Here is a 1,143-nt window from a genome sequence, read left to right on the forward strand (position 1 = left end):
AGAAGTGGATAAAGTAGAAGCTTATTGGAATTATTGGGGAAAAACTGCGGATTTGGCTAGAACTAAAGGACACTTAAATGAGATTCTAAAAAGAATATCAAAAGTAAAGTCTGCATCTTCTATAGAGGAGATTAAGCTTGCTCGTAAGGGTGCTAGGTTTATGACCACAAAACCTACATATATGCCTGGTGCAGGATTAATGACTAGTGAAATGGGACAGAATGAACTTGTAAGAGTAACTCCGGCTCCCATTGATGAAAATTTGAGAAAGCTTGAAGCAAGAATCATTGCAGAAGAAATTAGCAAAATGCAGAAAARTGAAGSKAATAGTAATMGTCAGGTCATAATTAATTATAATTATAATTTTTMTGGTGAYGTTTTGGATGCTGATAAGCTTGTGCGTATGTTGAAAGCTAAAGAGCATTCRATGGGATTTAGAATGGCTAACTAAAAAATATATGAAAAAAATTTAGAGACAATAGAGAAAATCGATTGACTTTTTTGAATATTGTTGTATAATATTATTTGTACACAAAAACATAATTTATTATCGTTTTTGTGTTATGCCATGAATAAGACCAATAACTTTGGTTATTGGTCTTATTCTTTTATTTCCGATAGTGCACTTATTTCATGTGTTATAATTAAGTAGAGTATATTAAAAATTAAAAAAATCATTGAGGTTATAAATATGAGTGTTGCATTAAAAGAGCAGGTATATGATGGACAAGTAGCTAAGAATTCGGTTAAGTCTGAGAGAGTTAAAAAAGATTATCATAGTGGGGAGTTTAATGGGCAGATTATCAGTTATTATGTTCTTGAAGAAAAATTTGATCTTCTTCAAGATAGGATGATGGATAATTTTCATTACTTGGATGATAAAATAAGTATGCTCAAAATTGATTTGAATGAAAAGATAGATAAAGTTGAGGCTAGGCTTAATGAGAAGATAGATGGAGTAGAGACTAGGCTTAATGAGAAGATGGATAAACTTGATGCTAGGGTAGACAAACTTGACGCAAAGATAGATGGAGTAGAGGCTAGACTTGACGCAAAGATAGATGGAGTAGAGACTAGGCTTAATGAGAAGATAGATAAACTTGATGCTAGGGTAGACAAACTTGACGCAAAGATAGATGGAGT

1 protein-coding gene and 1 pseudogene are annotated in these 1,143 nt (G+C 32.2%); both read left to right on the forward strand.

The features are described from left to right. Nucleotides 1-451: pseudogene (locus U881_RS11935) on the forward strand (hypothetical protein); the annotation flags it as partial. Between the two features lie 240 nt (nt 452-691). Beyond that, nucleotides 692-1,143: hypothetical protein (locus U881_RS0105915; protein WP_024653640.1), on the forward strand; the 452-nt coding region annotated here is incomplete at its 3' end.

This window comes from Borrelia persica No12 (genome assembly GCF_000500045.1).
GTDB classification, from domain to species: Bacteria; Spirochaetota; Spirochaetia; order Borreliales; family Borreliaceae; genus Borrelia; species Borrelia persica.